Origin of the sequence: Delftia sp. 11MD, assembly GCF_050907895.1 — a bacterium.
GTDB classification, from domain to species: domain Bacteria; phylum Pseudomonadota; class Gammaproteobacteria; order Burkholderiales; family Burkholderiaceae_C; genus Comamonas; species Comamonas tsuruhatensis.
Genome location: NZ_CP194333.1, coordinates 1,929,137 through 1,950,725 on the forward strand (window position 1 = coordinate 1,929,137; position 21,589 = coordinate 1,950,725).

The following is a 21,589-nucleotide window of genomic DNA, read 5'->3' on the forward strand; positions in this document are numbered from 1 at the left end:
AGTATCAATTGTTGCTGACCGTTGTCGCATTCGTGGTCGCACTGGGCTTGCTGATTGCCGTGCATGAGTGGGGCCACTACCGCGTCGCCGTGGCTTGCGGCGTGAAGGTGCTTCGCTTTTCCGTCGGATTCGGCCGCCCCATCCTGCGATGGAAGCGCAAGGGTTCGGACACGGAATTTGTCATCGGTGCACTGCCCCTTGGCGGCTATGTGCGCATGCTCGATGAGCGTGAGGGCGAGGTGCCTGCCGACCAACGCCATCTGGCATTCAACACCCAGCCGCTGCGTGCGCGTGCAGCCATCGTGGCCGCAGGCCCCGTGGCCAATCTCGTGCTGGCCATTGCGCTGCTGGCCATCGTCAATTGGGTCGGCATGCAGGAGCCCGTTGCACGGCTGGCAACACCGCCAGCAGGCACGGTGCTGCAAATGGCGGGTGTTCAAGGCGGCGATCGCGTTTTGCGCATGGCTTTGGGTGACCAGGAATGGGAAGAGGTCCGCTCCATCAATGATCTGCGCTGGACGCTGACCCGTGCAGCGCTCGATGACGAGTCCGTGCGCATGGAGGTGCTCCAGGCCCGCCGCACCGCCCCGTCCGAACTGCGGCTCGCGCTGGCTGGTCAGGTTCAGGGCGAGCCCGATGCCGCCTTCTTCGAGCGCCTGGGCTTGCTTGGCCCCTGGACGCAGCCCGTGCTGGACAAGGTGATTGCCGGTGGTGCCGCTGAGAAGGCGGGCCTGCGCCAGGGCGATCTGGTTTTGCGCGTGGGTGGCACCTCGGTGGACGATGGCACGCAGTTGCGCAATCTCATCCGCAAGATGGGCGCATCGGGCCAGGTCCAGCAGCAGATCTGGCTGGTGGAGCGCGAGGGGCGGCAGTTGCAGATCCCGGTGCTGCCCGACCTGGGCCGATCGGAAGACGGCAAGGAAAGCATCGCCCGCATCGGCGCCTACATCGGCAGCGCCCCGGAAATGGCGCTGGTGCAGCGCGGTCCGCTGGAGGGTCTGTGGGCCGGCGTGCAGCGCACCTGGGAGCTGTCGTCGCTGACACTGCGCATGATGGGCCGCATGGTGATCGGCGAGGCCTCGCTCAAGAACATCAGCGGGCCCCTGACCATTGCCGACTACGCGGGGCGTTCGGCCAGCATGGGCCTGGTCCAATATCTCTCGTTCCTGGCGCTGATCAGCATCAGCCTGGGGGTTCTCAACTTGCTCCCCCTGCCGGTGCTCGATGGTGGGCACCTGATGTATTATCTTTGGGAGGGCGTGACTGGCCGAAGCGTGTCGGAAGTCTGGGCCGGACGCTTGCAGCGTGCAGGCGTGGCGGTTTTGATGATGATGATGTCCGTCGCCTTTTTCAACGATATCAACCGGCTTTGGGGCTAACTTTTCAGCCGTTTTCGGCAAGCCGCAGCGGCGGCAAATCCATTCATGACTAAACGTATCAATCGCCTGGGCGTGCGCGCTGCATCGACCCTGGCTGCCATGGTTTTGGCTGCCAATGCAGCCTGGGCACTGGAGCCCTTCCGCGTACAGGACATCCGCATCGAAGGTCTTCAGCGCGTGGAGCCGGGCACGGTCTTCGCTTCCATCCCCCTGCGCGTGGGTGACCAGTATGACGACGACAAGGGTGCAGCCGCCATCCGCTCGCTGTTCGCACTGGGCCTGTTCAAGGACATCCGCCTGGAAGCCAACGGCAACGTGCTCGTCGTCGTCGTTGAAGAACGCCCGACCATCGCCGAAGTGAACTTCGCCGGCACCAAGGAATTCGACAAGGAAACCCTGCAAAAGGCCATGCGCGATGTGGGCCTGGCCGAGGGGCGTCCGTTCGACAAGGCACTTGCCGACCGCGCGGAGCAGGAGCTCAAGCGCCAGTACATCAACCGCAGCCTGTATGGCGCCGAAGTCGTCACGACGGTCACGCCCATCGAGCGCAACCGCGTCAACCTGACCTTCACGGTGACCGAAGGTGATCCCGCCCGTATCAACGAGATCCATATCGTCGGTAACAAGGCCTTCAGCGAATCCACGCTCAAGGACCTTTTTGACCAGGACACCGGCAACTGGATGAGCTGGTACACCAAGTCGGACCGCTATGCGCGCAACAAGCTCAACGCCGACCTGGAAACGCTGCGCTCCTACTACCTGCAGCGTGGCTACCTGGAATTCCGCGTGGACTCCACCCAGGTGGCGATCTCGCCCGACAAGCAGACCATCTCGCTGACCCTGAACATCCATGAAGGCGAGCGTTTCGTGGTCTCCGGCGTCAAGCTGGAAGGCAACTACCTGGACCGCGACGACGAATTCAAGTCCCTGGTCAAGATCAAGCCCGGCGAGCCCTACAACGCCGATCAGGTCACGGCAACGACCAAGGCCTTTACCGAGCACTTCGGCAACTTCGGCTTTGCCTTCGCGCGCGTCGAGGCCGTGCCGGACATCGACCGTGCGACCAACCGGGTGGCCCTGGTGCTGCACGCCGAGCCTTCTCGCCGCGCCTATGTGCGACGCATCAATCTCAGCGGCAACAACCGCACGCGCGACGAAGTGATCCGCCGCGAATTCCGCCAGTACGAGGCTTCCTGGTACGACGGCGACAAGATTCGCCTGTCGCGCGACCGGGTGGACCGTCTGGGCTTCTTCACCGAAGTCAACGTCGAAACCCAGGAAGTGCCGGGTTCGCCTGATCAGGTGGATCTGGTCATCTCGGTGGCTGAAAAGCCCACCGGCTCGCTGCAGCTGGGCGCTGGTTTTTCCAGCGCTGAAAAGGTTTCGCTGTCCTTCGGCATCAAGCAGGAAAACGTGTTCGGCTCGGGCAACTACCTGGGCGTGGACGTGAACACCAGCAAGTACCGCCGCACCATGGTGCTGTCGACCACGGACCCGTACTTCACGGACACCGGCATCTCGCGCACCTACGACCTGTACTACCGCACTGACCGTCCCTACTACGACGATGCGGCCTACAAGATCGTCACCTCGGGCGGCAGCGTCCGCTTTGGCGTTCCCTTCAGCGAGATCGACACCGTTTACTTCGGCGGCGGCGTTGAACGCTCCGAAATCAAGCCCGGCACCTACCTGCCCCAGGCGTACAAGGACTATGCCGACAAGTACGGCTACTCCAACACGGGCATACCGCTGACCCTGGGCTGGTCGCGCGACAGCCGTGACAGCGCGCTGGCGCCCAACTCCGGTCTCTACCAGCGCCTGAACACCGAGTGGTCGGTGGGTGGCGAGGCCCGCTATGTGCGAGCCAACTACCAGATCCAGCAGTACATCCCTCTGAGCAAGAAGTACACGCTGGCACTGAACGGTGAACTGGGCTACGGAAAGGGCCTCAATGGCCGTCCGTTCCCGCTGTTCAAGAATTTCTTCTCGGGCGGCCTGGGTTCGGTGCGTGGCTTCGAGCAGGGCTCGCTGGGTCCGCGCGACACCAAGGAAAACCTGGCGCTTGGCGGCTCCAAGAAGGTGACATTGAACGCCGAGTTCATGGTTCCGTTCCCTGGTGCCGGCAATGACAGGACTTTGCGTCTTTTTACATTCCTCGATGTGGGCAATGTCTACGGAGCCAACGAGAACTTCGATCTCGGGGAGCTGCGGGCATCCACGGGCCTGGGCATCAGCTGGATTTCCCCGCTGGGTCCCCTGCGCCTGGCCTTTGCTCAACCCATCCGCAAGCAGACCGGGGATAAAATCCAGCGACTGCAATTCCAAATCGGAACCTCTTTCTAATGAAATCTCTATCTAGCCATTTTTCCCTGGCTGTGCTGCTTGGCGCCATGGCCGTTTCCGCGCACGCCCAGGAGTTCAAGGCCGGCTTTGTGAATACGGATCGCATCTTCCGTGAAGCATCGACTGCCAAGGCTGCGCAGTCCAAGCTGGAGCAGGAATTCTCCAAGCGTGAGAAGGAGCTGATTGACCAGGGCAACTCGCTCAAGAGCGCTTCGGAGAAGTTCGAGCGTGAAGCTCCCACTATGGCCGAAAGCCAGCGCGTCTCGCGCCAGCGCCAACTGGTGGATCAGGACCGCGAGTTCCAGCGCAAGCGCCGTGAGTTCCAGGAAGACCTGAACTCCCGCAAGAACGAAGAACTGGCCCAGGTGCTGGAACGCGCCAACAAGGTGGTCAAGCAAGTGGCTGAATCCGAGAAGTACGACGTCATCCTTCAGGAAGCCGTCTACATCAACCCCAAGTACGACATCACTGACAAGGTGATCAAGGCGCTGAACGGCGGCGGCAAGTAAGCCAGCTGTCCAGGGCTGCATGCCGTGAGCGTATTGTTGGGCCAGATCCTCGATGCACTCGGTGGCGAGTTGGTCGGTGGCGAAAGGGAGATGTCCATCTCCCGCATCGCACCGCTGGACTCTGCCGGGGCCGGGGATCTCAGTTTTCTGAGCAACCCCCGCTACCGCCAGCAACTGGCCGCCTCCGAGGCGGCCTGCGTTATTGTGGCGCCCGCCATGCGCGAGCTGGCGCAGCAGCGGGGTGCCTGCATCGTGGTCCCTGATCCGTATGCGTATTTCGCCAGGGCCACGCAGTGGTGGAAGCGAAACTGCAGGTCCGTGGCGCCGGCCGGTATCCATCCGAGCGCCGTGGTGCACGAGAGCGCCATCGTTGATGCATCGGCCACCATTGGCCCGCTGTGCGTGGTCGAGGAGGGTGCCACGATCGGTGCCCACACCGTGCTCAAGTCGCGCGTCACCATTGGCGAGAACTGCCATGTGGGCGCGCGCTGTCTGCTGCATTCCGGCGTGGTGCTGGGGGCGGACGGCTTTGGGTTCGCGCCCGAGAACGGCGCATGGGTGAAGATCGAGCAGCTCGGCGGCGTGCGGATCGGCGACGATGTGGAAATCGGCGCCAATACCTGCATAGACCGGGGTGCGCTGGACGACACGGTGATAGAGGATGGGGTCAAGCTCGACAACCTGATCCAGATCGGTCACAACGTGCACGTCGGCAAGCATACGGCCATGGCCGGCTGCGTGGGGGTGGCCGGCAGCGCGCGCATTGGCGCGCATTGCACCGTGGGAGGCGGGGCCATCGTGCTGGGCCATCTGCAGCTGGCTGACCGGGTGCATATTTCGGCAGCGACGGTAGTGACCCGTTCGCTGACACAATCAGGTGTTTACACGGGCATGTTTCCCGTGGATGAAAACGCCAAATGGGAAAAAAATGCTGCGACGCTGAAGCAGCTGCACTCCATGCGCGATCGCATCAAGGCCCTGGAGCGGCAACTGCAGCAATCGGCGGATCAAGGCCATAACGGAACGCAATGATGGATATTCACGCAATTCTCAAGCAACTGCCCCACCGCTACCCCTTCCTGCTGGTGGACAAGGTCACGGAGCTTGAGCGCAATACACGCATCAAGGCGATCAAGAACGTCACGTTCAACGAGCCCTATTTCATGGGCCATTTCCCGGGCCGCCCTGTCATGCCTGGCGTGCTCATCCTGGAGGCGCTGGCGCAGGCGGCCGGCCTTCTGGCCTTCGATGCGATGGGCCAGGTTCCGGATGAGAACAACATCTACTACTTCGTGGGCATCGACGGAGCGCGCTTCAAGCGTCCCGTGGAGCCGGGCGACCAGCTGGTGCTGGAGATCACCATCGACCGTGTGCGCGGCGGCATCTGGAAGTTCAAGGGCGTGGCTCGCGTCGAAGACGAAGTGGCCTGCGAAGCCGAGCTGATGTGCACCATGCGCAACGTGGGCTGACGGGCGCATGGCTGGCATTGAACGCATCCATCCCACGGCACTGATAGATTCCGCTGCGCAGCTGGATTCGTCGGTGTCGGTCGGCGCCTATGCCGTCATCGGACCGCATGTGGAAATCGGCGCCGGCACCACCATCGGCGCGCATTGCGTTGTCGAAGGCCATACCCGCATTGGCTGCGACAACCGGATTTTCCAGTTCGCGTCCCTGGGCGCGCAGCCCCAGGACAAGAAGTACGCAGGCGAGCCTACCCGGCTGGTTATCGGCGATCGCAATACGGTGCGGGAGTTCTGTACCTTCAACACCGGTACCGTGCAGGACCAGGGCGTCACGGCCATCGGCGACGACAACTGGATCATGGCCTATGTGCATGTGGCCCATGACTGCGTTGTCGGCAGCCACACCATCCTGGCCAACAACGCCACTCTGGCCGGCCACGTGCACGTGGGCGACCATGTCATCCTGGGCGGCCTGACGGGTGTGCACCAGTTCACCAAGGTGGGCGCCCATGCCATGGCCGGCTTTGCCAGCCATATCTCGCAGGATGTGCCGCCCTTCATGATGGTGGATGGCAATCCGCTGGCCGTGCGCGGCTTCAATATCGAAGGCTTGCGCCGTCGCGGCTTCGGGCCGCAGCGCATTCAGGCCGTCAAGCAGATGCACCGTCTGCTGTACCGCCAGGGACTGACCCTTGAAGCTGCGCGAGAAGCCATTGCTTCGCTGGAGGGTGAACTGCCCGAGGCCGCGGCCGATGTATCGCTGATGCTGGATTTCCTGGCGGCTTCGACCCGGGGCATTGCGCGCTGATCTGGCGCGCGAAAGGACGGCATGACAGAGAACGCGGCGCCATCGGCGCGCCTGAGTCCATCGATTGCCATGGTCGCCGGAGAAACCTCTGGCGACCTGCTGGCGTCCTTGCTCCTGGGGGGGCTGCAGTCCCGCTGGCCAGAGGCCTCGGCCTTTGGCATCGGCGGGCTGCAGATGCAGCAGCGCGGCTTTGAAGCCTGGTGGTCCAGCGAGCGCTTGGCCGTGCATGGATACAGCTGGGAAGTGTTTCGCCGGCTGGCCGAGATTCTGAATATCCGACGCCAGCTGCGTCAGCGACTGCTCCAGCAGCGGCCGGCCGTCTTTGTCGGCATCGACGCGCCGGACTTCAACCTGGGGCTGGAAACCGATCTGCGTGCTGCGGGCATCAAGACCGTGCATTTCGTCTGTCCTTCGATCTGGGCCTGGCGTGCCGATCGCGTCGACAAGATCCGCCGCGCGGCCGATCATGTCCTGTGCATCTTCCCCTTTGAGCCCGAGTTGCTGGCCCGCCATGGCATAGACGCGACCTACGTGGGCCATCCCCTGGCCAGCGTGATTCCGCTGCAGCCCGACCGCGCAGCTGCGCGCCGCCGGTTAGGGCTGCCCGAAGATGGTCTGGTGCTGGCCGTGCTGCCCGGCAGTCGGCGCTCTGAAATACGTTACCTGGCTGCCCGCTTCTTTCAGGCGGCAGCTTTGGTTCGGAAGGCGCTGCCAGCTATTAAAATAGTAGTGCCTGCTGTGCCTTCGCAATTCGACGAGCTGCAGCGCATTGCCGCGCAAGCCGGCATGGCTTCGTCGCTGCACATCGTGTGCGGCCAGTCCCATGACGCATTGGCAGCCTGTGACGTGACGCTGATAGCCAGTGGCACGGCCACGCTGGAAGCCGCCTTGTACAAGCGGCCCATGGTGATCGGCTACAACATGCACCCGTGGAGCTGGCGTCTGATGCGTGGCAAGCAACTGCAGCCCTGGGTGGGCCTGCCCAACATCCTGTGCGGCGATTTCGTCGTGCCCGAGCTGATCCAGGATGCGGCAACGCCCCAGGCGCTGAGCGCGGCCGTGCTGCAATGGCTGCAGGCCTGCGAGCATTCCCCTTCAACCGTCGAAGCGCTGGTACAGCGCTTCACAGCGCTGCACCATGAATTGCGGCGCGATACTGCCGAACTGGCCGCCCATGCGATCGAGAAAATCATTGCCCCCACTGCCGCCTGAACAGGCGTGCCTGCCCTGGCATCCGCCGGGGTTGGTTGCGGGCGTGGACGAAGCGGGCCGCGGCCCGTTGGCCGGCCCCGTGGTGGCCGCCGCTGTCATTCTTGACGATCTCCATCCCATCGAGGGCCTGAACGATTCCAAGAAGCTCACGGCTGCGCGCCGCGAGGCACTCTATGACGAGATCCGTGCCAAGGCGCTGTGCTGCAGCATTGCCGAGGCCTCGGTCGAAGAGATCGATCGCCTGAACATCCTGCAGGCCACGCTGCTGGCCATGCGCCGCGCGGTGCTGGGCCTGCGATTGAAGCCGGTACTGGTTCTGGTGGATGGCAACCAGTTGCCCGTGCTGGATGTGCAGGCCGAGGCCATCGTCAAGGGCGACGCCCTGGTGCAGTCCATCTCGGCGGCCTCCATTCTTGCCAAGGTCACGCGGGATCGGTGGTGCCAGCGCCTGCATGAGCAATACCCGGAATACGGCTTCGACGGCCACAAGGGCTATGGCACGGCGGCCCATCTTGCCGCGCTGCGCCTGCATGGCGCCTGCCAGGAGCACCGACGAACCTTCGCGCCCGTGGCCCATGTCGTGAGCATTGCCCGCAGGGCCGAGCCGCTGGCAGCCGCCCGCGTGGCCGCTGCGGCGCAGGGCGCGCAGGCCTTGCTGCTGTCGGCCTGAGCGCCTTCGCTTTCTGCGCCCGTGGCGCTGTTCTTCGCTGTTCTCTTTGCCCGGAAGCCTTGCCATGAGCCTACAACCTGCCGCTACATCGATCCAGTCCCGTGACAACGCCCTGGTCAAGGATTTGCGAAGGCTTGCCCAGGACAGCGGGGCCTACCGCAAACAAGGACGTGTCTGGCTGGAGGGGGACCATCTGTGCCGTGCTGCCCTGGCGCGCGGCATGCAGCCCGCCGTGGCCGTGGTGGCCGAGTCCTTCTGGCCTCAGGTGCCGCTGGAGTGGGTGCAGGGCGCAGGCAAGTGCGTGGTGCTGTCCGATGCCGTGTTTGCCGAGGTCAGCGGACTGGAGTCTCCGGCGCGCATCGGCTTTCTGATGGACTGGCAGGCGTCGGCGGCCGTGCGTGCCGGCGTGGCCACCGTGGTGCTCGACCGTGTGCAGGACGCAGGCAACGTGGGCTCCATTCTTCGCAGTGCGGCCGCTTTCGGCTTCGGCCAGATCGTGGCCTTGAAGGGCACGGCTGCGCTGTGGAGCCAGAAGGTGCTGCGCGCCGGAATGGGCGCGCATTTCGGGCTGCACCTGGTGGAGTCGGCGTCACCCGAGGATCTGAATGCGCTTGGCTTGCCCCTGATTGTGACCAGTTCCCATCAAGGTGAACTGATCCAGAGCGCCGCTCTGCCCTGGCCGTGTGCCTGGGCCATGGGCCATGAAGGGCAGGGCGTTGGCGAGGCGCTGATGCAGCAGGCGGCGCAGCATGTGCGCATCGGCCAGCCGGGTGGTGAAGAGTCTCTGAACGTGGCTGCGGCAGCGGCGATATGCCTGCACGCAAGCAGCGTGAGTGCCGGCTCACGTCAAGGGTAATCCCGCCTCCTGTCAGGAGGCTGAAGCGCGACCAGCCTATAATGGGCGGCTTTCAAGCATTCCACAATACGCCTAGCGACGCTTCCTCGCCACCCCCTGCAGACAAGCTGTAAACCGCACGGACCCGTCCGTGCGGCACGCTGGGCGTAACCGTAATTAGAACCGGAGAACCCAGTGCTTTTGTCTCTCAAGGGAGCATTCCCATCCGCCATCCTGGCGCTCGCAGACGGCACGGTCTTTGTTGGCAACTCGATCGGTGCGCAAGGCACCACGGTTGGTGAAGTCGTTTTCAACACGGCAATCACCGGCTACCAGGAAATCCTCACCGACCCCAGCTACTGCCAGCAGATCGTGACGCTCACGTATCCGCACATCGGCAACTACGGCGTCAACGCAGAGGATGTCGAGGCTGGCAAGGTCCATGCGGCGGGCCTGATCATCAAGAACCTTCCGCTGCTGGCCAGCAACTTCCGCAAGTCCGAGACCCTGCCCGACTACCTAACGCGCAGCGGCACGGTGGCGATTGCGAACATCGACACGCGCAAGCTCACACGGCTGCTGCGCGACAAGGGCGCACAAAACGGCGCCATCGTCGGTTTGGCCGCTGGCGAAGAAGTGACCCAGGCGCGCATCGACGAGGCACTGGCTGCGGCCAAGGCGGCCCCCAGCATGAAGGGCCTGGATCTGGCCCAGGTAGTGAGCGCTGCCCAACAGTACGAATGGACGGAAACCGAGTGGAAGCTGGGCGAAGGCTACGGCCAGCAGCAGGCCCCGCGTTTCCATGTGGTGGCCTATGACTTCGGCGTGAAGTTCAACATCCTGCGCATGCTGGCCGAGCGCGGCTGCAAGCTGACCGTGGTGCCGGCCAAGACGCCCGCCAAGGATGTGCTGGCACTCAACCCCGACGGCGTTTTCCTGTCCAACGGCCCTGGCGACCCGGAGCCCTGCGACTACGCCATTGCCGCCACCAAGGAGCTGGTGGAGTCCGGCAAGCCCGTCTTCGGCATCTGCCTGGGTCACCAGATCATGGCCCTGGCCGCTGGCGCCAAGACCTTCAAGATGGCCAACAGCCACCACGGCGCCAACCACCCCGTCAAGGACCTGGACAACGGCCGCGTGAGCATCACCAGCCAGAACCACGGGTTTGCGGTGGAGATGGAGTCCCTGCCCGACACGCTGCGCGCCACGCACATCAGCCTGTTCGACGGCACGCTGCAAGGCCTTGAGCACAAGGACAAGCCTGCGTTCTGCTTCCAGGGCCACCCCGAGGCCTCCCCCGGCCCGCACGATATCGCCTACCTGTTTGACCGCTTCACGGCGCTGATGGAGAAACACAAAAATGCCTAAGCGCACCGACCTCAAAAGCATCCTGATCATTGGCGCCGGTCCCATCGTCATCGGCCAGGCCTGCGAGTTTGACTACTCCGGCGTGCAGGCCTGCAAGGCGTTGCGCGAAGAGGGCTACAAGGTCATCCTGATCAACAGCAACCCTGCCACGATCATGACCGACCCGGCCACGGCCGACGTCACCTACATCGAGCCCATCACCTGGCAGACGGTCGAGAAGATCATCGCCAAGGAGCGTCCCGACGCCATCCTGCCGACCATGGGCGGCCAGACCGCGCTGAACTGCGCGCTGGACCTGTGGCGCAACGGCGTGCTGCACAAGTACAAGGTCGAGCTGATCGGCGCCACGCCCGAGGCCATCGACAAGGCCGAGGACCGCCTCAAGTTCAAGGATGCGATGACGCGCATCGGCCTGGGTTCGGCACGCTCGGGCATCGCCCATTCGATGGACGAAGCCTGGGCCGTGCAAAAGGAAATGGGCTTTCCCACCGTCATCCGCCCCAGCTTCACGCTGGGCGGCACGGGCGGCGGCATTGCCTACAACCCCGAAGAGTTCGAGACCATCTGCAAGCGCGGCCTGGAAGCGTCGCCGACCAATGAGCTACTGATCGAGGAATCGCTGCTCGGCTGGAAGGAGTACGAGATGGAAGTCGTCCGCGACAAGGCGGACAACTGCATCATCATCTGCTCCATCGAGAACCTGGACCCCATGGGCGTGCACACCGGCGACTCGATCACCGTGGCGCCCGCGCAGACGCTGACCGACAAGGAATACCAGATCATGCGCAACGCCTCGCTGGCGGTGCTGCGCGAGATCGGTGTGGACACGGGTGGCTCCAACGTGCAGTTCTCGGTGAATCCGAAGGACGGTCGCATGATCGTCATCGAGATGAACCCGCGCGTGTCGCGCTCCTCGGCGCTGGCCTCCAAGGCCACGGGCTTCCCCATCGCCAAGGTCGCTGCCAAGCTGGCCGTGGGCTACACGCTGGACGAACTCAAGAACGACATCACGGGCGGCAAGACGCCTGCGTCGTTCGAGCCCTCGATCGACTACGTGGTCACCAAGATCCCGCGTTTCGCATTCGAGAAGTTCCCGGCTGCCGATAACCGCCTGACCACGCAGATGAAGTCCGTGGGCGAGGTCATGGCCATTGGCCGCACCTTCCAGGAATCCTTCCAGAAGGCGCTGCGCGGCCTGGAAGTCGGCGTGGACGGCATGAACGAAAAGACCCAGGACCGCGAGATCCTCGAAAAGGAACTCGGCGAACCAGGTCCGGACCGCATCTGGTATGTGGGTGACGCCTTTGCTGCCGGCTGGACGCTGGACGAAGTGCACAACATCACCAAGATCGACAAGTGGTTCCTCGTGCAGATCGAAGAGATCGTCAAGATCGAACTCGAACTGGACAAGGTCTACGAGGAAAAGGGCGATGCCGCGCTGGCTGCATTGGACGCCACCACGCTGCGCACGCTCAAGCAAAAGGGCTTCTCCGACCGCCGCCTTGCCAAGCTGCTGCACAGCACCGACAAGGCCGTGCGCGAGGCGCGCAAGGCACTGGGCGTGCGCCCCGTGTTCAAGCGCGTGGACACCTGCGCTGCCGAGTTCGCCACCGACACGGCCTACATGTACTCCACCTATGACGAGGAGTGCGAAGCCGAGCCGACGGACAAGAAAAAGATCATGGTGCTGGGCGGTGGCCCGAACCGCATCGGCCAGGGCATCGAGTTCGACTACTGCTGCGTGCATGCCGCGCTCGCCATGCGCGAGGACGGCTATGAAACCATCATGGTCAACTGCAACCCCGAAACCGTGTCCACCGACTACGACACCTCGGACCGTCTGTACTTCGAGCCGCTGACGCTGGAAGACGTGCTCGAAGTCGTGGCTGTCGAGAAGCCGGTCGGCGTCATCGTGCAGTACGGTGGCCAGACGCCCCTGAAGCTCGCCCTGGGCCTGGAAAAGGAAGGCGTGCCCATCATCGGCACCACGCCCGACATGATCGACGCGGCCGAAGACCGCGAGCGCTTCCAGAAGCTGCTGCATGAGCTGGGCCTGCGCCAGCCGCCCAATGCCACGGCCCGTACCGAGCCCGAAGCGCTGGAAAAGGCGGCCGGCCTGGGCTACCCCCTGGTCGTGCGTCCCAGCTATGTGCTGGGTGGCCGTGCCATGGAAATCGTGCATGAGCAGCGTGACCTGGAGCGCTACATGCGCGAAGCCGTCAAGGTCAGCAATGACTCGCCCGTGCTGCTGGACCACTTCCTGTCCAACGCCATCGAGTGCGATGTGGACTGCGTGCGTGACCGCGAAGGCGCCGTCTTCATCGGCGGCGTGATGGAGCACATCGAGCAGGCCGGCGTGCATTCGGGCGATTCCGCCTGCTCGCTGCCGCCTTACTACCTCAAGCCCGAGACCGTGGCCGAGATCAAGCGCCAGACGGCTGCCATGGCCAACGCGCTGAGCGTGGTCGGCCTGATGAACGTGCAGTTCGCCATCAAGGAAACGGCCGATGGCGACGTGATCTACGTGCTGGAAGTCAATCCGCGTGCCTCGCGCACCGTGCCCTTCGTCTCCAAGGCCACGGGCATCCAGCTGGCCAAGGTGGCTGCGCGCTGCATGGCCGGCGACACGCTGGCCCAGCAAGGCATCACCAAGGAAGTCACGCCGCCGTACTTCAGCGTCAAGGAAGCCGTCTTCCCGTTCGTGAAGTTCCCGGGCGTGGACACCATCCTCGGCCCCGAGATGAAGTCCACCGGCGAAGTCATGGGCGTGGGCAAGACCTTTGGCGAAGCCTTCGTCAAGAGCCAGCTGGGCGCCGGCGTGGCACTGCCCACCCAGGGCAAGGTCTTCCTGACCGTGAAGAACGCCGACAAGCCGCGCGCCGTGGCCGTGGCCAAGGAACTGGCTGCCATGGGCTTCGTGCTGTGCGCCACGCGCGGCACGGCAGCGGCCATCTCCGAGGCAGGTATCGAAGTGCAGCTCGTCAACAAGGTGACCGAGGGCCGCCCCCACATCGTGGACATGATCAAGAACGGCGAGATCGCCATGGTCATCAACACGGTGGAAGAGCGCCGCAACGCCATCGCCGACTCGCGCGCCATCCGCACCAGCGCCCTGCTGGCGCGCGTGACCACCTTCACCACCATCTTCGGTGCCGAAGCCGCCGTCGAAGGCATGAAGTCCATGGGCAACATGGATGTGCACTCCGTCCAGGAACTGCACGCCCAGCTGCAGACGGCCTGATCCTTCCGCACTGCCGCCCCTCGTTTCTGACGAGGTGCAGCCGGCGGCACTGTCCGACAGTGCCGCCGGGTTTTCCCACCGAAGCTGGTGGTCAAACGCGGCATAATGGACCACATGACTTGATGAAACCGCCGCGCGGCAACGTGCGGCGGTTTGCTTTTGGGGCGCAGGCCCTGCCGCCATACTGCCGGCCCGCCTGTGCCAAAGAAGCCGCGCAACGCGCGGCGTTTGCTGCACATGGAGACTTTTCAATGGCCACCATTCCCATCACCAAGCGCGGAGCCGAGAAACTCAAGGACGAGCTGCACCGTCTGAAGACCGTGGAGCGTCCTTCCATCATCCAGGCCATCGCCGAGGCCCGTGCCCAGGGCGATCTGAGCGAAAACGCCGAGTACGAGGCCGCCAAGGACCGCCAAGGCTTCATCGAGGGCCGCATTGCCGAGGTAGAGAGCAAGCTGTCCGCAGCCCAGATCATCGATCCTTCCGCCGTGGATGCCGGCGGCCGCGTGGTCTTCGGTGCAACGGTTGAACTCGAAGACGAGGACAGCGGCGACACGGTCAAGTACCAGATCGTCGGCGAGGACGAGGCCGATCTCAAGCTGGGCCTGATCAACGTCTCCAGCCCCATCGCACGCGCGCTGATCGGCAAGGAAGAAGGCGATACCGCTGTCGTGCAGGCACCGGGCGGCGAGCGCCGCTATGAAGTGGTGTCGGTGCGCTACCTCTGATGCGTCGGTGCCTGTGCCTCGATCGTTGAGGAAGGCTTAAGCCCATGAGCAACCTGTACGAGCGCGTCCCCCTGCTGGCCGCTGCCCTGTGGTGGGGCAGCCTGTCGGCCATCGGCTTCATGGCCGTACCCATGCTGTTCGCCCACTTGCCCACGCCGGCTGTCGCGGGCTTCATGGCTGCCAAGCTGTTTGCCGCGCAGACCTGGGTGTCCATCGCCTGCGCGGCCGTGCTGCTGGTCCTGTCCCGGCGCAGCAAGGAGTCGGTCCTGCAGCCCTGGGCCAAGGCCTGCCTGGGCTTTGTGATCGCAGGCATGCTGCTGGCATTTGTCGTCCAGTACGGCGTGTCGCCGCGCATCGTTGCACGCGACAACCTCAAGCTGTGGCACAGCGTGGGCACGGTGATGTATGCGCTGCAGTGGCTGTGTGCGCTCGTCGTGCTGTGGCGCATAGGCCGTTCGTCTCAAGCGAACACCCGGGCCACGGCCTGATCCCGGTCCTGCCGGTTCGGCACCATACCAAACAAAAACGCCCGCAAGCGCGGGCGTTTTTTGTGGGTCGAGCTGCTCACTCGTGCCAGTGCTCGGCCACCCAGGTGGCAGGCCGGATATAGCGAAAGCGCCGATTGCGCCGGCCGGCCAACGCGTCAGGCGGGTTGCATTCGCCGTGGAAGATCACCACGCGCGCACCATCCGGCACGAAGGGCGGCTTCCAGTAGTTCGTCGGCCATGCGGGAATGCAGTGGTACTTGAAGCTGGGGCACCAGGCCTGCGGCCAGTACTTGAGCTTGCCTTGCTTGTGCAGCATGTCGGACAGATAGGCCTGCTCATTGCGAAAGTTGCGGCGTATCTCTTCGAAATGCGTGCGGAAGTAGTCCAGCACCTCGGGGTGGGCACCCAGCTCGAAGCGGTACACCGAGGAATTGCCCGTGATGCGCCACGGACGCTTGTAGTCGTGGATGATCAGGAACTCGCCGGGCTCGGTGAAAAAATCGTCCAGCGGCCCGGTGATGACCACGTCCACGTCAAGAAACAGCGCCGTGCCGCGCAGGCCGTGCAGGTCGGCACTGAAGGTGGCGAGCTTGTTCCAGCCGCGTTCCGGAATGCCCGCGGGCAGGTTCAGCGGAGGAATCGGCAGGCATTCGACCTCGTCGCGAATCCCCACGCCGTCATCGGTCAGGCAGACAAGGCGAAAATCGCCCTTCAGATGCCGACGCACCATGGCGTAGAGCCTGTTGACATACTCCGGACCGTACTTCTTGCCCCACTTCATGCAGATCACGAAGCGCTGCTGCGCAGAGGGGGAGGCGGAGGGCGGTTGCGCGGCCTGGGCCACGCTGGCGGCATGGGATGCTACGGTCATGGATGCGGCGGACTCAGTCTGCCTGACGCTTCTTGACCGACTTCTGCTTGGGCTTGGCGCGCTTGACCTGGCCACCTGCCGTCAGGCGCTGGTTGCCCAGCACGCGGATCTGCTTGACCTCGGGCTTCTGGCCCGAGCGCTTGCTGAACTTGAGCAGCTTGACATCGCGAGGGCCGGGCATGCGGTTCTCGTCGATGGCTTTTTCCTTTTCCGGCATGGGGCGCCAGAGCACCAGCAGCTTGCCGATGTGCTGAATGGGTGCAGCGCCAAGCTCGTCGCACAGCTGCAGATACATCTGCTCGCGTGCGGCGCGGTCGTCGTTGAAGACACGGACCTTGATCAGGCCATGTGCGTTAAGGCCGGCGTTGACCTCCTTTTGCACGGCAGCCGTCAGGCCGTCACCCCCGATGAGGACCACGGGGTCCAGGTGGTGTGCGTTGGCGCGGTGTTCCCGGCGCTCGGCGGGAGTCAATTGAATTTGGGGCATGGCCGTATTATCGAGGCTGAAAGAATCCAGCATGAAAGTCCAAACAAAAAGCAAGAAGGTCAACAAGGCTTGGCTCAACAGCCACGTCAACGATCCTTACGTCAAGGCCGCCCAGAAGGACGGCTACCGCGCGCGCGCGGCCTACAAACTCAAGGAGATCGACGAGCAGCTCAAGCTCATCCGGCCGGGTGCCACGGTGGTGGACCTGGGCTGCGCACCCGGGGCTTGGAGCCAGTATGTGCGCCGTTGCCTGTCGCCCAACGGGGCGGCCGTCGGCGCTCTCAACGGCCGCATCATCTCGCTGGATCTGCTGCCCATGGAGCCCATTGAGGGCGTGCAGTACATCCAGGGCGATTTCCGCGAGGAGCCGGTTCTGGCCCAGCTCCAGGAGGCCCTGGGCGGGGGCAAGGCCGACGTGGTGGTCTCCGACATGGCTCCCAACCTGTCGGGCAACGGCACGACGGATGCGGCGCGCATTGCGCTGCTGGTCGAACTGGCGGTTGATTTTTCCATCCACCATATGAAACCTGAAGGCGCCTTGGTGGTGAAGCTCTTCCACGGCGGGGCCTACGATGACCTGGTTGCGCTGTTCCGGCAGACCTTCAAGGTGGTCAAGCCGATCAAGCCCAAGTCCTCGCGTGACAAGTCTTCGGAGACGTTTTTGGTGGGCATGGGGCTCAAGTAGCCCTGTGCAGCCGCCCGGCGCTGCCCTGACCCGGGTCAAGACCGTATTCAAGCTATGGCTGCTATAGAGGGATATAGGCGACCAGCCAGCTTGAAACACCTAAAATGGACCGCAAATACGCTTCGAGCACGCTGGAAGTCGTTTTATCTGTATCCCCCATTGGAGCCCCGCTTGAACAATCAGTGGTTTTCAAAAATTGCCGTCTGGCTGGTCATCGCCATGGTGCTGTTTACGGTGTTCAAGCAATTTGACACCCGTGGCGGCGCTGGCGCGTCCCATGTCGGTTACTCCGAGTTCCTGGAAGAGGTGCGAAGCAATCGCATCAAGAGCGCCACCATCCAGGAAAGCCCCGGCGGCACCGAGATCGTGGCCACGACCAACGATGACCGCAAGGTGCGCACCACCGCCACCTACCTGGATCGCGGGCTCGTGGGTGACCTGATCAACAACAACGTCAAGTTCGACGTCAAGCCCCGCGAAGAAGGCTCGGTCCTCATGACCCTGCTCGTCAGCTGGGGGCCCATGCTGCTGTTGATCGGCGTGTGGGTGTACTTCATGCGCCAGATGCAGGGCGGCGGCAAGGGCGGTGCCTTCAGCTTCGGCAAGAGCAAGGCGCGCATGCTGGACGAGAACAACAACACCGTGACCTTTGCCGACGTTGCAGGCTGCGACGAAGCCAAGGAAGAGGTCAAGGAAGTCGTGGACTTCCTGAGGGACCCCAACAAGTTCCAGAAGCTCGGCGGCCGTATTCCGCGTGGTCTGCTGCTGGTCGGTCCTCCGGGTACCGGCAAGACGCTGCTGGCCAAGTCCATCGCTGGTGAAGCCAAGGTCCCGTTCTTCAGCATCTCGGGCTCCGACTTCGTGGAAATGTTCGTCGGCGTGGGCGCGGCCCGCGTGCGCGACATGTTCGAGAACGCCAAGAAGAATGCACCCTGCATCATCTTCATCGATGAAATCGACGCCGTGGGCCGCCAGCGCGGCGCAGGCCTGGGCGGTGGCAACGATGAGCGTGAACAGACCCTGAACCAGATGCTGGTCGAGATGGACGGCTTCGAGACCAACCTCGGCGTGATCGTCGTGGCTGCGACCAACCGTCCCGACATCCTGGATGCGGCGCTGCTGCGCCCCGGCCGTTTCGACCGCCAGGTGTATGTGACGCTGCCCGATATCCGCGGCCGCGAGCAGATCCTCAATGTGCACATGCGCAAGATCCCTGTCGGCCAGGACGTGAATCCGGGCGTGATCGCCCGCGGCACGCCCGGCATGTCGGGTGCCGATCTGGCCAACCTCTGCAACGAAGCAGCCCTGATGGCCGCGCGCCGCAATGCGCGTACCGTCGAGATGCAGGATTTCGAGAAGGCCAAGGACAAGATCATCATGGGCCCCGAGCGCAAGAGCATGGTCATGCCCGAGGAAGAGCGCCGCAACACGGCCTACCACGAGGCAGGCCACGCACTGATCGGCAAGCTGCTGCCCAAGTGCGATCCCGTGCACAAGGTCACCATTATCCCGCGCGGCCGTGCGCTGGGCGTGACCATGAGCCTGCCCGAGAAGGACCGCTACTCCTACGACAAGGAGTTCATGCTCAACCAGATCGCCATGCTGTTCGGTGGACGCATTGCCGAAGAAGTGTTCATGAACCAGATGACCACGGGCGCGAGCAACGACTTCGAGCGGGCCACGCAGATCGCACGCGACATGGTCACCCGCTACGGCATGACCGACGCGCTGGGTCCCATGGTCTATGCGGAGCAGGAAGGCGAGCCTTTCCTGGGCCGCTCGATGAGCAAGACCAACAGCATGAGCGAGCAGACGATGCAGAAGGTGGACCAGGAGGTTCGCCGCATCATCGACGAGCAGTACGGACTGGCGCGCAAGCTGATCGAGGACAACTCCGACAAGATGCATGCCATGGCCAAGGCCATGCTCGACTGGGAAACCATCGACGCCGAGCAACTCGATGACATCATGGCCGGCCGCGAGCCGCGTCCTCCCAAGGACTGGGTGCCGCGCAACCCGCCGTCGTCCGACGGTGGCAACTCGTCCGGCGGCACGCCGGCAGTGGATGCCGACCCTGCGCCCACCACGGCCTGAGCTGCTTGCCGCAGAATCGGTCAATCCCATGCAAAGGGCCCTGAGGGGCCCTTTTGCTTTGCTTGCAGGATGTGTTCAATTGCCCGCAACGGCCAGCGATGAACCCGGTCCGGCAGGCGCCTACCTTCAGGAAATCCCATGCCGCATCAATGGCAGACTTCGCGCTTTGTTCTAGACCTTCAGCGTCCACTGGTCATGGGCATCGTCAATGTGACGCCCGACTCGTTTTCCGACGGCGGGCGGCACAACACGGTGGAGCAGGCCTTGCGGCATGCAGAGCAACTGGTCAGTGAGGGCGCGCACATCCTCGATATTGGCGGCGAGTCCACCAGGCCCGGCTCACCGGCTGTTCCGCTGGATGAGGAGTTGCGGCGCGTGCTGCCTGTTGTACAGGGCGCAGTGCAACTGGGCGTGCCTGTCTCCGTCGATACCTACAAGCCCGAGGTCATGCAGGCCGTGCTGGATCTGGGGGCCGACATCGTCAACGACATCTGGGCGCTGCGCCAGCCGGGCGCGCAGCAGGTGGTGGCCGCGCACCCGAGCTGCGGCATCTGTCTCATGCACATGCATGGCACGCCGCAGGACATGCAGACCACGCCCATGCAAGGCGATGCCGTGCCCGCCGTGCGCGATTTCCTGCAGTTGCACAGCGATGCCCTGCTGGCCCGGGGCGTGGCGCGGGAGCGCATCGTCTGGGACTATGGCATCGGCTTCGGCAAAAGCGTGGCACAGAATTTTTCCGTGCTTGCACGCCAGCATGAATTGCTGGGCCTAGACTTCCCGCTGCTGGCCGGCTGGTCGCGCAAGGGCTCGCTCGGGCAGGTCAGTGGCCGTCCACAGGGCCAGCGCATGGTGCCCAGCGTGGCGGCGGCACTGCTGGCGGTGGAGCGTGGCGCGCGCGTGGTGCGCGTGCACGACGTGGCCGATACGGTGGCGGCATTGACGGTCTGGCAGACCATGCACGACAACGACTGAACAACAAAGGAGCACTATGGCACGCACATATTTTGGTACCGATGGAATTCGCGGCCTGGTGGGCCGTTCGCCCATCACCCCCGACTTCGCGCTGCGTCTGGCGCATGCCGTGGGCCGTGTGCTGCGGCGCAAGGAAGCCCGTCCCATGGTGCTGATCGGCAAGGACACGCGGATCTCGGGCTACATGCTGGAGAGCGCGCTGGAGTCCGGGTTCAACTCTGCCGGCGTGGACGTGATGCTGCTGGGCCCCCTGCCCACGCCGGGCGTGGCCTATCTGACGCGCGCCCAGCGCGCCAGCCTGGGCGTGGTCATCAGCGCCAGCCACAACCCTTATTACGACAACGGCATCAAGTTCTTCAGCGCACAGGGCACCAAGCTGCCCGATGCCTGGGAGGAAGAGGTCGAGCAGGCCTTGACCGAAGATCCCGTATGGGTCGACTCTGCCGCTCTGGGAAAGGCCCGGCGCCTTGAAGACGCGGCAGGGCGCTACATCGAGTTCTGCAAGAGCACCTTCGACCATGCGCTCACGCTCAAGGGTGTGAAGATCGTGGTCGATGCGGCCCATGGCGCGGCCTACCAGATCGCCCCCAAGGTCTTCCATGAACTGGGGGCCGATGTGGTGGCCATTGGCTGTGCGCCCGATGGACTGAACATCAACGAAGGCGTGGGTGCCACCCATCCCGAGGCCCTGGTGCTGGCCGTGCGAGCGAACAAGGCCGACTTCGGTGTGGCGCTGGATGGTGATGCCGACCGGCTGCTGCTGGTCGATGCGGCTGGCCGGCTCTACAACGGCGACGAACTGCTGTACCTGATGGCGGCCGACCGGCTGGCGCGTGGCGAGGCCGTGCCGGGTGCCGTGGGCACACTGATGACCAATATGGCCGTGGAGGTGGCGCTGAAGTCCCAGGGGGTGGGCTTTGTGCGCGCCAAGGTCGGCGACCGCTATGTGCTGGAGGAGCTGCACCGCCAGGGCTGGACCCTGGGGGGCGAGGGCTCGGGCCATCTGCTGGCGCTGGACAAGCACACCACTGGCGATGGCCTGGTCAGCGCGCTGCAGGTGCTGCAGGCCTGCGTGCGTTCGGGCAAGAGCCTGTCGCAGTGGCTGTCTTCGGTCCAGCTGTTTCCCCAGGTATTGCTCAACGTGCGGCTGCAGCCGGGCCAGGACTGGAAGCGCAACACCCAGCTGGAGGAAGCCACCGAGGCCGTCAAGGCCGAATTGGGCGATACGGGGCGCGTGCTTATCCGCGCCAGCGGCACCGAGCCTTTGCTGCGCGTGATGGTGGAGGCACGCGATGGCGACCAGGCCAGCCGCTGCGCCGAGCGCCTGGCCAGCGTGGCGAAGAATTCACCCATGCCCTGAGCGGCGGGCGGCACGTTCTCTGCCATGGAAAGCCGAAGCTGCAGTCTTCGGCTTTTTCGTCTGCAGACCG

At 64.0% G+C, this 21,589-nt stretch carries 19 protein-coding genes; 17 read left to right on the plus strand and 2 right to left on the minus strand.

Going from position 1 to position 21,589, the window contains the following annotated elements; translation table 11 throughout:
* Positions 1–8: 8 nt before the first annotated feature.
* The 13 genes from rseP (at position 9) to ACRSCF_RS08710 (ending at position 15,047) form a co-directional block, all read left to right on the plus strand.
* A complete protein-coding gene (gene rseP / locus ACRSCF_RS08650; RefSeq protein WP_026062158.1) occupies positions 9–1,379 on the plus strand; it encodes an RIP metalloprotease RseP in 1,371 nt (456 codons plus the stop codon).
* Between the two features lie 45 nt (positions 1,380–1,424).
* Positions 1,425–3,722, plus strand: coding sequence for an outer membrane protein assembly factor BamA (bamA, locus tag ACRSCF_RS08655; RefSeq protein WP_016447482.1), 2,298 nt, complete (start codon positions 1,425–1,427; stop codon positions 3,720–3,722).
* Positions 3,722–4,231, plus strand: coding sequence for an OmpH family outer membrane protein (locus tag ACRSCF_RS08660; RefSeq protein WP_016447481.1), 510 nt, complete (start codon positions 3,722–3,724; stop codon positions 4,229–4,231). Before bamA ends, ACRSCF_RS08660 begins: the two co-directional genes overlap by 1 nt.
* Positions 4,232–4,255: 24 nt before the next feature.
* Positions 4,256–5,263: a UDP-3-O-(3-hydroxymyristoyl)glucosamine N-acyltransferase gene (gene lpxD / locus ACRSCF_RS08665; protein WP_034365561.1), complete on the plus strand. Its 1,008-nt coding sequence runs from the start codon at positions 4,256–4,258 to the stop codon at positions 5,261–5,263.
* Complete coding sequence (gene fabZ, locus ACRSCF_RS08670) at positions 5,260–5,700, plus strand: 3-hydroxyacyl-ACP dehydratase FabZ (protein WP_012206736.1); 441 nt, start codon at positions 5,260–5,262, stop codon at positions 5,698–5,700. The genes lpxD and fabZ overlap by 4 nt, the downstream gene beginning before the upstream one ends.
* Positions 5,701–5,707: 7 nt before the next feature.
* Entirely contained in the window at positions 5,708–6,505 is a 798-nt protein-coding gene (gene lpxA, locus ACRSCF_RS08675) for an acyl-ACP--UDP-N-acetylglucosamine O-acyltransferase (RefSeq protein ID WP_017404505.1), read from the plus strand.
* A 21-nt stretch (positions 6,506–6,526) separates the two neighbouring features.
* Entirely contained in the window at positions 6,527–7,717 is a 1,191-nt protein-coding gene (lpxB, locus tag ACRSCF_RS08680; RefSeq protein WP_034365557.1) for a lipid-A-disaccharide synthase, read from the plus strand.
* Entirely contained in the window at positions 7,680–8,387 is a 708-nt protein-coding gene (gene rnhB / locus ACRSCF_RS08685) for a ribonuclease HII (protein WP_016447477.1), read from the plus strand. The genes lpxB and rnhB overlap by 38 nt, the downstream gene beginning before the upstream one ends.
* A gap of 64 nt (positions 8,388–8,451) precedes the next feature.
* The gene (locus ACRSCF_RS08690; RefSeq protein ID WP_034365554.1) at positions 8,452–9,243 is read left to right on the plus strand and encodes a TrmH family RNA methyltransferase; all 792 of its coding nucleotides are present in this window, start codon (positions 8,452–8,454) and stop codon (positions 9,241–9,243) included.
* A 174-nt stretch (positions 9,244–9,417) separates the two neighbouring features.
* Positions 9,418–10,590, plus strand: coding sequence for a glutamine-hydrolyzing carbamoyl-phosphate synthase small subunit (carA, locus tag ACRSCF_RS08695; protein WP_016447475.1), 1,173 nt, complete (start codon positions 9,418–9,420; stop codon positions 10,588–10,590).
* On the plus strand, positions 10,583–13,831 hold the full coding sequence (gene carB / locus ACRSCF_RS08700) for a carbamoyl-phosphate synthase large subunit (protein WP_016447474.1): 3,249 nt from the start codon (positions 10,583–10,585) through the stop codon (positions 13,829–13,831). Before carA ends, carB begins: the two co-directional genes overlap by 8 nt.
* A 251-nt stretch (positions 13,832–14,082) precedes the next feature.
* Positions 14,083–14,559, plus strand: coding sequence for a transcription elongation factor GreA (gene greA, locus ACRSCF_RS08705; RefSeq protein ID WP_016447473.1), 477 nt, complete (start codon positions 14,083–14,085; stop codon positions 14,557–14,559).
* A 44-nt stretch (positions 14,560–14,603) separates the two neighbouring features.
* Complete coding sequence (locus ACRSCF_RS08710) at positions 14,604–15,047, plus strand: DUF4149 domain-containing protein (RefSeq protein ID WP_016447472.1); 444 nt, start codon at positions 14,604–14,606, stop codon at positions 15,045–15,047.
* Between the two features lie 76 nt (positions 15,048–15,123).
* Here the strand turns inward: ACRSCF_RS08710 and ACRSCF_RS08715 are convergent, their stop codons facing one another.
* Both ACRSCF_RS08715 and ACRSCF_RS08720 read right to left on the minus strand, forming a co-directional pair.
* Positions 15,124–15,918, minus strand: coding sequence for a hypothetical protein (locus ACRSCF_RS08715; protein ID WP_016447471.1), 795 nt, complete (start codon positions 15,916–15,918; stop codon positions 15,124–15,126).
* A 13-nt stretch (positions 15,919–15,931) separates the two neighbouring features.
* A complete protein-coding gene (locus tag ACRSCF_RS08720; RefSeq protein ID WP_012206726.1) occupies positions 15,932–16,405 on the minus strand; it encodes a YhbY family RNA-binding protein in 474 nt (157 codons plus the stop codon).
* 31 nt (positions 16,406–16,436) lie between these two features.
* Between ACRSCF_RS08720 and ACRSCF_RS08725 the strand changes: the two genes are divergently transcribed.
* The 4 genes from ACRSCF_RS08725 (at position 16,437) to glmM (ending at position 21,519) form a co-directional block, all read left to right on the plus strand.
* Positions 16,437–17,090, plus strand: coding sequence for an RlmE family RNA methyltransferase (locus ACRSCF_RS08725; protein ID WP_026062160.1), 654 nt, complete (start codon positions 16,437–16,439; stop codon positions 17,088–17,090).
* Between the two features lie 171 nt (positions 17,091–17,261).
* Positions 17,262–19,184 carry an ATP-dependent zinc metalloprotease FtsH gene (gene ftsH / locus ACRSCF_RS08730; RefSeq protein ID WP_432675555.1) on the plus strand — a complete coding sequence of 641 codons (1,923 nt, stop codon included), beginning with the start codon at positions 17,262–17,264 and terminating at the stop codon, positions 19,182–19,184.
* Positions 19,185–19,322: 138 nt separating this feature from the next.
* Positions 19,323–20,159 carry a dihydropteroate synthase gene (folP, locus tag ACRSCF_RS08735; RefSeq protein ID WP_034365552.1) on the plus strand — a complete coding sequence of 279 codons (837 nt, stop codon included), beginning with the start codon at positions 19,323–19,325 and terminating at the stop codon, positions 20,157–20,159.
* Positions 20,160–20,175: 16 nt separating this feature from the next.
* Positions 20,176–21,519, plus strand: coding sequence for a phosphoglucosamine mutase (glmM, locus tag ACRSCF_RS08740; RefSeq protein WP_016447467.1), 1,344 nt, complete (start codon positions 20,176–20,178; stop codon positions 21,517–21,519).
* Positions 21,520–21,589: the final 70 nt, after the last annotated feature.

Coding starts and splice junctions, on each gene's coding strand:
- lpxB (WP_034365557.1), top strand. CDS start 6,527: ATGACAGAGAACGCGGCGCCATCGGCGCGCCTGAGTCCATCGATTGCC.
- ACRSCF_RS08710 (WP_016447472.1), top strand. CDS start 14,604: ATGAGCAACCTGTACGAGCGCGTCCCCCTGCTGGCCGCTGCCCTGTGG.
- fabZ (WP_012206736.1), top strand. CDS start 5,260: ATGATGGATATTCACGCAATTCTCAAGCAACTGCCCCACCGCTACCCC.
- greA (WP_016447473.1), top strand. CDS start 14,083: ATGGCCACCATTCCCATCACCAAGCGCGGAGCCGAGAAACTCAAGGAC.
- folP (WP_034365552.1), top strand. CDS start 19,323: ATGCCGCATCAATGGCAGACTTCGCGCTTTGTTCTAGACCTTCAGCGT.
- ACRSCF_RS08660 (WP_016447481.1), top strand. CDS start 3,722: ATGAAATCTCTATCTAGCCATTTTTCCCTGGCTGTGCTGCTTGGCGCC.
- rnhB (WP_016447477.1), top strand. CDS start 7,680: ATGCGATCGAGAAAATCATTGCCCCCACTGCCGCCTGAACAGGCGTGC.
- lpxA (WP_017404505.1), top strand. CDS start 5,708: ATGGCTGGCATTGAACGCATCCATCCCACGGCACTGATAGATTCCGCT.
- ACRSCF_RS08690 (WP_034365554.1), top strand. CDS start 8,452: ATGAGCCTACAACCTGCCGCTACATCGATCCAGTCCCGTGACAACGCC.
- bamA (WP_016447482.1), top strand. CDS start 1,425: ATGACTAAACGTATCAATCGCCTGGGCGTGCGCGCTGCATCGACCCTG.
- ACRSCF_RS08725 (WP_026062160.1), top strand. CDS start 16,437: ATGAAAGTCCAAACAAAAAGCAAGAAGGTCAACAAGGCTTGGCTCAAC.
- ACRSCF_RS08715 (WP_016447471.1), bottom strand. CDS start 15,918: ATGACCGTAGCATCCCATGCCGCCAGCGTGGCCCAGGCCGCGCAACCG.
- glmM (WP_016447467.1), top strand. CDS start 20,176: ATGGCACGCACATATTTTGGTACCGATGGAATTCGCGGCCTGGTGGGC.
- carB (WP_016447474.1), top strand. CDS start 10,583: ATGCCTAAGCGCACCGACCTCAAAAGCATCCTGATCATTGGCGCCGGT.
- ACRSCF_RS08720 (WP_012206726.1), bottom strand. CDS start 16,405: ATGCCCCAAATTCAATTGACTCCCGCCGAGCGCCGGGAACACCGCGCC.